Raw genomic sequence first — 7,148 nt, forward strand, 5'->3', positions numbered from 1 at the left:
CGACTGCGATGCGGCCTTCGCGCAGGCGCAGGAGCTGCACGTGCAGTCGGCGCCGCGCTACGACAGCCGCGAGCTCTGCGAGGAAGAGCACGGCGAGGGTTCCTGCGGGACCGAGGCACAGGCCGCGGGCGGCGGCTCGGGCAGCATCTTCATGCCGCTGATGATGGGCTACCTGCTGGGCAACATGACGAGCGGCCGCAGCGGGTTTGCCGCGTCGCAGCCGCTCTATCGCAACGGGCAGGGCGGGTTCACCAACGCCTCTGGCAACTCGACGTTCTCGACCAATGCCGGGCGCGGCAACATGAGCTCGAGCCAGTTCCGCACACCGCCCACGACCGTGGGCAAGGCGCCGCTGACGCCGGCGACGGTTTCGTCTCGCGGCGGCTTCGGCGGCAGCGGCGGCTCGCGCATGTTCGGCGGCTGAGGCGCTGGTCCCGTAGACATGAAAACCGCCGCGACGGGGTGCGTCGCGGCGGATTTTCCGTTTCGCGATGCGGGCGTCAGCGCTTGCGCAGCGCGTCGGCCTGATCGTCGGTCAGCGGCCGGGTCTTGTGGCCCTGCAGCATCAGAAAGAGCTTCGCCGTCTCTTCCAGTTCCTCGGTCGCGTATTGCGCCTCTTCCAGCGAACCGCCCGCGACCACGGGTCCGTGGTTGGCGAGCAGCACCGCGTGGTTGTCGCCGGCCTGCTCCTCGACCGCGCGGGCGAGTTTCTCGTCGCCGGGCGCGAAATAGGGGATCAGCGGCAGCCGGCCAACGCGCATCACGTAATAGGCGGTGAGCGGCGGCAGAACGTCCGCGGGGTCGACCTCGGCCAGCACGCTGACGGCGACGGAATGCGTCGAGTGCAGGTGCACCACGGCGTTGGAATGCGGCCGCTGGCAGTACATGCACATGTGCAGGAAGGATTCCTTGGTCGGCTTGTCGCCGTCGAGGAAGGTGCCGTCCGCGTCGAAGCGCGACAGCCGCGCGGGGTCGAGCGCCCCGAGCGAGGCATTGGTCGGCGTCATCAGCATGCTGCCGTCCGACAGGCGCACGCTGATGTTGCCGGTCGAACCAAAGGTCAGCCCGCGGTCGAAGATCGACTTGCCCACGGCGCAGATGCGGTCGCGGGCCTTGGTGGCCTCGGATAGGGTCGCGGTCATACCAGCATCTCCCATGCCTTGAGGAAGAAGTCCTCGCCCCCGAAGTTGCCAGATTTCAGCGCGAGGCACAGCGGGCGATCCGCATCGAGCGCCGAGACCCAGGGCACGCCCGGGTCGATCTCGGGTCCGATGCGCAGGGCCGAGGTCCCAAGCGCCGCGACCACCGCACCCGAGGTCTCGCCACCGGCCGAGATGAAGCGGGTGAAGCCGCGCGCGGCGAGGGAGGCGGCGACGCTCGCCAGCAGCTCCTCGACGACCTCGCCCGCGCGCATCCGGCCGAGCTTGTCCTGCGCCTGCGCCACGACGGCGGGATCGGCGCTGGAATAGACCAGCGGCGGCAGGTCCGAGCGCTGCGATGCCGCCTCGACGAATGCGACCACCGCCTCGGGCGTGGTGGCGCCGCTCGCGATCTCGAGCGCGTCGAGCCGAAGCATGTGCACGCCCGCCTTCTCGGCGGCGGCGATCTGGCGGCGGGTCATGGCAGAACAGGACCCGGCGAGGATCACGCCGCGGCCCTCGGGGGCGGCAAAGCCCTCGCCCGGGGCGGCGGGGGTGATCCAGCCCTTCTCGCGGTAGACATCCGGCAGGCCCATGGCGACGGCAGAACCGCCGGTGACCAGCGGCAATTCGGCCACGGCGCGGCCGATGGCGCGCAGGTCCTCGTCCGAGATCGCGTCGACGATGCAGATGCCGGGCTCCTGCGCGATGGCGGCCTCGATTGCGGCGGCTCCGCTGCGCACGGTTTCATGCGCCACAAGCCGCACGGGCCGGTCGGTCTGGCGCGACAGCACGCTCACGAGGTTCGGGTCCCGCATCGGCGTCAGCGGGTGGTCCTTCATCGGGCTGTCCGAGATCAGCTGGTCGAGGACGAAGAGATGCCCCTTGTAGACCGTGCGGCCGTTCTCGGGGAACGAGGGGCAGGCGATGGTGGTGGCGGTCCCGAGATGCTCCATCAGCGCCGCCGCGACCGGGCCGATGTTGCCCTCGTCGGTGGAATCGAAGGTCGAGCAGTACTTGAAGAAGAGCTGCTTTGCGCCAGCGGCCTGCAGCGCGCGGGCGGCGGCGAGCGACATCTCGATGGCCTCGGCCGCGGGGTTGGTGCGCGACTTGAGCGCGATCACCACGGCGTCGGCATCCTGCGCGACGGTGTCGAGCGTGTGGGGCACGCCGATCACCTGCACGACGCGCATGCCGTTGCGGGAGAGGATCAGCGACAGGTCGGTCGCGCCGGTCAGGTCGTCGGCAATGGCGCCAAGGATCATGGGTTCGCTCCGGTGTTCGGGCCAGTGGGGCGGCTCGCGCCTAGTAAAGCCACTGGCCGGGGACGGTGACAATCTGCGGGAACAGCACCAGCAGGACCAGCAGCAGAAGCTGGACGACGATGAAGGGGAACACGCCCCGAACCACGTCCGAGTAGCGCTGTTGCGCCACGGCGCAGACCACGTTCAGCACGGCGCCGACCGGGGGCGTCAGCAGGCCGATGGCGGCGGACATCATGAAGACCACGCCGAAGTAGACCGGGTCGATGCCCGCCTGCTTGGCGATGGGCAGCAGCACCGGGGTCAGCACGAGGATGGTCGGGATGAAGTCCAGCGCGGTGCCTACGGCGATCACGATCAGCACGATGGCGAGCATCAGCAGCACCTGGTGCTGGGCGAGCGGCCCGAGCAGTCCCGCAAGCTGCTGCGGCACGCCGGCGATGGTGATGGCATAGGCGGTGATCCCCGCGGCGGCGATCAGCAGCATGACGGCGGCGGTGGTGCGAATCGCGCTGATCATGCAGTCGTACAGCGCCTTGAGGCTGATCTCGCGGTAGATGATGGCGCCCGCGAAGATCGCGTAGACACAGGCCACGACACCGGCCTCGGTCGGGGTGAAGATGCCGAACTTGAGCCCGCCCACGATGATCACCGGCAGCATCAGCGCGACCAGCGCGTTGACGAGCGCGGTGCGGATCTCGGCGCCGGACCTGCGCGGCAGGGTCGACATGTTCTCGCGCCGGCACATCAGCCACCAGGTCGCGGTCAGCGCCAGCGCCATGGCGACGCCCGGCACGATGCCCGACAGGAACAGCCGGGTGATCGACACGTTGCCCGCGACGCCGAAGACGATGTAGCCGATCGACGGCGGGATGACCGGGGCGATGATCCCGCCCGAGGCGATGAGCCCCGAGGCGCGGCCCATCGGGTAGCCCGAGCTGCGCATGATCGGCACCAGCATCCCCGCGAGCACGGCGGTGTCGGCGATGGCCGAGCCCGAGAGGCTCGCCAGCAGCACGGCGGTGACGATGGCGACGTAGCCGAGGCCCCCGCGCAGGTGGCCGACCAGCGCGAGCCCGAGGGCCACCAGCCTTTTCGACAGGCCGCCCGCGTTCATCACCTCGCCCGCGAGCAGGAAGAAGGGGATGGCGAGCAGTGGGAAGCTGTCGGCGCTGTTGGTCATCTGCAGCGCGATGGACTGCCAGTCAAGGAAGCCCATCTGCCACAGCATGCCGATCCCGGCGAGCATCAGGCCGAAGGCGATGGGCACACCGGTGGTGACCGCCACGATGAGGACGACGAGAAAGATCAGGATGGTGGTCATGCGCCGTGGTCCTCTTCCCCCGAGGCCATGGCGCCGGCGGTGTATCCGAAGGCCGCGCCGAGGGAGTTGGCCAAGGCCACGCAGCCGATGCCGATGCCCCCGAGCCAGGGCGCCGCATAGGTGAGCGCGGTGGGCAGGCCCGAGACCGGCGCGGTGTTGATCCAGTTGAGCTGCATCTGCCCCCAGGCCCCCGAGACCAGCACCCAGCAGCAGAACAGGATCGCGAGATTGCCGAGCAGGTGCACGATCCGGCGCGGCAGCACGGGCAGCGCCGCGACGACGAAATCGACTCCCAGCTGCTGATGGCGGCGCGACACCGCGATGGCGCCGGCGAAGGCGATCCAGACGAACATCATGCGCGAGACCTCGTCGGTTACGGTGATGCCGCTGTCGAAGCCGTAGCGCAGCACGACGTTGCCGAAGACCAGCACGATCATGGCGGCGAGCACGAAAACGAGAAACGCCTCGAGCGCGGCCAGAACAAGGTCGGCCGCGCGGACAATGCCGGTGACGATGGGAGGCGGCTGCATCAGGAGGCCGCCCCGGAGGGGGTGCCGGGCATGTCCTCGATGGCAAAGATCCGGGCGGGCGCGCCGTCGGCGTTGCCGACCTTGAGCGGGGCGGCGCAGAGCCAGGTGCGCTTGCCCTTCAGCGCGGCGGTGTTCACCACGTATTCGATCAGCGTGACGCCCGCGCGCAGCAGCACGTCATGGGTCACGTGCTCTTCGTCGGGCACGCGGATGCCGTCGAGGAGCAGCCGGATCGGGTAATCCTGCGGGAAGTCCACCGCCACCGCCGTGGGCGCCAGCGCCAGCAGGTATTCCGAGGCGGCGCGGTTCAGCCACGGCGCCTCGGTCCAGAATTCGCGGGTCTGGCAATCGCGCTTGGTGTCCCATTGCGTTGCCAGCAGAAGGATTTCGCCCGGATTGCCGCCGGGATCGGCGGCGGCGAGGGTCTCGGGGCCGATCTCCTCGTCGGGCTGGACGCCCGAGAGGTCGAAGATGCGGCACGGCCCCACCACCCGGTCCAGAGGCGTGCTCTCGATGGTGGGGCCGTCGGCGATGAAATGCGCCTGCGCGTCCACGTGCGAGAACCCATGGCAGGTCGTGGCGAGCCGGGTCACGCGGAACTGGTCTCCGGCGCTCTTGTCACCCTTGACGGAAATCTCGGGGGCCCAGCGGAAGTGCGGCCCGACCGTCATGCTCAGATCGACGATGTCCATGGTGTTCTCTTGGTCTTCACGTGTCTGCGGTTCAGGCGGCGGCGCCGTTGATCTGGTCGATCAGATCGCTGCCGAACTCCGAGGCGAACTTGGCCTGCACCTCGTCGGCGACGATGGCGCGGAAGGCCTCGCGATCGGGTTCCTCGACCACCTCCATGCCCTCATCCTTGAGCGTCGCGAGGCTGGTTTCCTCACGCTCGACGTTGAGCGCGCGCTGGCGCCTGGCACCTTCCTGCGCGGTCTCGATCAGCAGGGTCCGGCGGTCCTCGCCCATCGCCTCGAGCTTGTCGGCATTGGTCACCAGCGGCGCCGCGGTAAAGGCGTGCTGGGTGAGAGACAGGTACTTCTGCGCCTCGTAGAAGCGCGAGTTGAGGATCAGCGTCGTCGGGTTCTCCTGCCCGTCGACGGCCCCCATCTCGAGCGCGGTGAAAAGCTCGGTGAAGGCCATCGGCGTCGGCACGGCGCCGAGCAGGCGGAAGGCCTCGATGTGGGCCGGGTTCGGCGTGGTGCGGATCTTGAGCCCCTTGATGTCCTCGGGCGTGGCGACGGGACGGCGGCTGTTGGTGACGTGGCGCCAGCCGGTCTCCCAGAGCGAGAGCGCGAAGAGGCCGGTGCCCTCGAAATCGGAGCGCAGACGGTCACCGATCTCGCCGTCGAGCACGCGGGCCACGTGGTCGCGGTTCTGGAAGAGATAGGGCAGGTCGAGCACGTTGAGCTCGGGCGCGAGGCTTGTGAAGAACGGGTTGCCGGTCACCATGATGTCGAGCGATCCGGCGCGGACCGAGTTGATCATGGTGGGGTCGTTCCCGATCAGGCCGTTGGGGAAGACCTGCAGCGTGATCTCGCCGCCGGACTTTTCCTTGAGCGTGTCGGCCATCCACAGCGCGGTGTCCTGCCAGCTGTCGGTCTCGGGGTGCGGGTGCCCCATGCGCAGCGCCAGCGTGCCCTGCGCGCGCAGGATCGCCGGGGCGGCCATGAGGCCGGTCGCCGTGGCGGCGGTGGTCAGGAAATTGCGTCGGGTCAGTGTCATGTCGGGTCCTCCCTTGGTGTCGTACGGTCAGGCGCTCTTGCGCGCTTTGAAGAAGCGGGTGTCCTGGCTTTCGCGAAGCCGGGCCAGCACGCTGTCCTGCGGGATCTCGAGATGGCGCATGCGGATGAGCTCTCCTGCCGCCACGTCCCGCGCGAGGCGGCAGTTCGAGGCGAGGTAGAAGGGCGCGGGGCTGTCGCCGTCGAGTGCGCCCGCGGGCATCATCCGGGCGGAAACGCCCTCGATCGAATGGTGGTGGCCGCCCATGGCCAGCCGGTGGCCGGCTGGCAGGTCGCGGTCGGCATGGGCCACGAGGTCGATGTGGTGGCCGGGCGCGGGCGCGCCGCTGGAGACGCCCAGCAGGCCCGCCTCGAGGATCGAGGTCGCGGCTTCGAGCCCGAGCAGGTGGCGCGGGATGAAGACCATGGCGGTCTTGCTGTTGCGGCTGACCACGTGGCCCTTGTCGCGCAGCATCTCCCAGGTGTCGGCATGGTCGCAACGGATCACCACGAAGACGCCGCCCGCAAAGCTGATCTCGCCCGGGGCGCGCAGGCAATGGAACACCTCGAGCACGCCGGTGCGGCTCAGGATACCGCCGTCTTCGGTGCCGCTGAGGATCGTCGGCACCTCGTCGATGCGCGCGATGGGACAGTGCAGGTCGGGGCGGTCGGGGCCCATGCCGCAGGCGTTGGCGACCACGGTCATCTCGCAGAGATCCGGCACGGCGCGCTGGGGCAGGGCGCTTGCGGCCTCGGCCCTTGCCGCCACGATCTCGGCGGCACTGCGGTCGCCCATGCGGGCGAAGGGCGCGAACCCGGGCACCTCGTAGGTGCCGCCGTTGCAGAGGATGGTGCCGGTCTCGGGATCGTGCACGAAGTCGTATTCGCTGGACTTGCCCGCGGCGACGATCTCGAAGCCCAGCACCTGCGCCCAGGTGATGAGCCCGATCAGCAGGCTCGGCTGGTCGCCGTCCACCGGCGTCACGAGCACGCCCTTGTCGGCGGCCATGGCGGCGAGACCGGGGCCGACGACGCTGTCGACTTCCTTGGAGACCATCGCGACATGCTTGCCCGCGGCGATGGCCAGCTCGGCGTGGCGGGCGCCGTGGACTGGATGGCCGGTGGCCTCGACCGCCACGTCGAAGGGCAGGTCCGCGACGCGCGCGGAGTCGCCC

8 protein-coding genes are annotated in these 7,148 nt (G+C 69.4%); 1 reads left to right on the forward strand and 7 read right to left on the reverse strand.

The features are described 5' to 3' along the window. The coding region (locus HC022_RS15630; protein ID WP_167453061.1) for a DUF1190 domain-containing protein at positions 1 to 424 on the forward strand (424 nt) is incomplete at its 5' end. 76 nt (positions 425 to 500) lie between these two features. On the opposite strand, the gene otnC is transcribed toward HC022_RS15630, so the two are convergent. The 7 genes from otnC to HC022_RS15665 form a co-directional block, all read right to left on the reverse strand. Continuing rightward, positions 501 to 1,142, reverse strand: a complete 642-nt coding sequence (gene otnC, locus HC022_RS15635; RefSeq protein ID WP_089962341.1) for a 3-oxo-tetronate 4-phosphate decarboxylase — start codon at positions 1,140 to 1,142, stop codon at positions 501 to 503. After that, entirely contained in the window at positions 1,139 to 2,404 is a 1,266-nt protein-coding gene (gene otnK, locus HC022_RS15640; RefSeq protein WP_167453062.1) for a 3-oxo-tetronate kinase, read from the reverse strand. The genes otnC and otnK overlap by 4 nt, the downstream gene beginning before the upstream one ends. A 40-nt stretch (positions 2,405 to 2,444) precedes the next feature. Beyond that, positions 2,445 to 3,725, reverse strand: a complete 1,281-nt coding sequence (locus tag HC022_RS15645) for a TRAP transporter large permease (protein ID WP_167453063.1) — start codon at positions 3,723 to 3,725, stop codon at positions 2,445 to 2,447. After that, positions 3,722 to 4,255 (reverse strand): TRAP transporter small permease, encoded by a 534-nt coding sequence (locus HC022_RS15650; protein WP_167453064.1) that lies wholly within the window; start codon positions 4,253 to 4,255, stop codon positions 3,722 to 3,724. Before HC022_RS15650 ends, HC022_RS15645 begins: the two co-directional genes overlap by 4 nt. Continuing rightward, a complete protein-coding gene (locus tag HC022_RS15655; protein WP_167453065.1) occupies positions 4,255 to 4,947 on the reverse strand; it encodes a cyclase family protein in 693 nt (230 codons plus the stop codon). The genes HC022_RS15650 and HC022_RS15655 overlap by 1 nt, the downstream gene beginning before the upstream one ends. A gap of 31 nt (positions 4,948 to 4,978) precedes the next feature. Continuing rightward, positions 4,979 to 5,977, reverse strand: a complete 999-nt coding sequence (locus HC022_RS15660; protein ID WP_008887408.1) for a TRAP transporter substrate-binding protein — start codon at positions 5,975 to 5,977, stop codon at positions 4,979 to 4,981. A 27-nt stretch (positions 5,978 to 6,004) separates the two neighbouring features. Continuing rightward, positions 6,005 to 7,148, reverse strand: a 1,144-nt coding sequence (locus HC022_RS15665; RefSeq protein ID WP_167453066.1) for an SAF domain-containing protein, incomplete at its 5' end; no start/stop codon positions are given.

This window comes from Salipiger sp. HF18 (assembly GCF_011806505.1).
Classification (GTDB): Bacteria; Pseudomonadota; Alphaproteobacteria; order Rhodobacterales; family Rhodobacteraceae; genus Salipiger; species Salipiger thiooxidans.

What these genes read in the sequence shown, in the direction of transcription:
- otnK (WP_167453062.1), bottom strand. Translation starts at nt 2,404, where the DNA reads ATGATCCTTGGCGCCATTGCCGACGACCTGACCGGCGCGACCGACCTG.
- HC022_RS15645 (WP_167453063.1), bottom strand. Translation starts at nt 3,725, where the DNA reads ATGACCACCATCCTGATCTTTCTCGTCGTCCTCATCGTGGCGGTCACC.
- HC022_RS15655 (WP_167453065.1), bottom strand. Translation starts at nt 4,947, where the DNA reads ATGGACATCGTCGATCTGAGCATGACGGTCGGGCCGCACTTCCGCTGG.
- otnC (WP_089962341.1), bottom strand. Translation starts at nt 1,142, where the DNA reads ATGACCGCGACCCTATCCGAGGCCACCAAGGCCCGCGACCGCATCTGC.
- HC022_RS15660 (WP_008887408.1), bottom strand. Translation starts at nt 5,977, where the DNA reads ATGACACTGACCCGACGCAATTTCCTGACCACCGCCGCCACGGCGACC.
- HC022_RS15650 (WP_167453064.1), bottom strand. Translation starts at nt 4,255, where the DNA reads ATGCAGCCGCCTCCCATCGTCACCGGCATTGTCCGCGCGGCCGACCTT.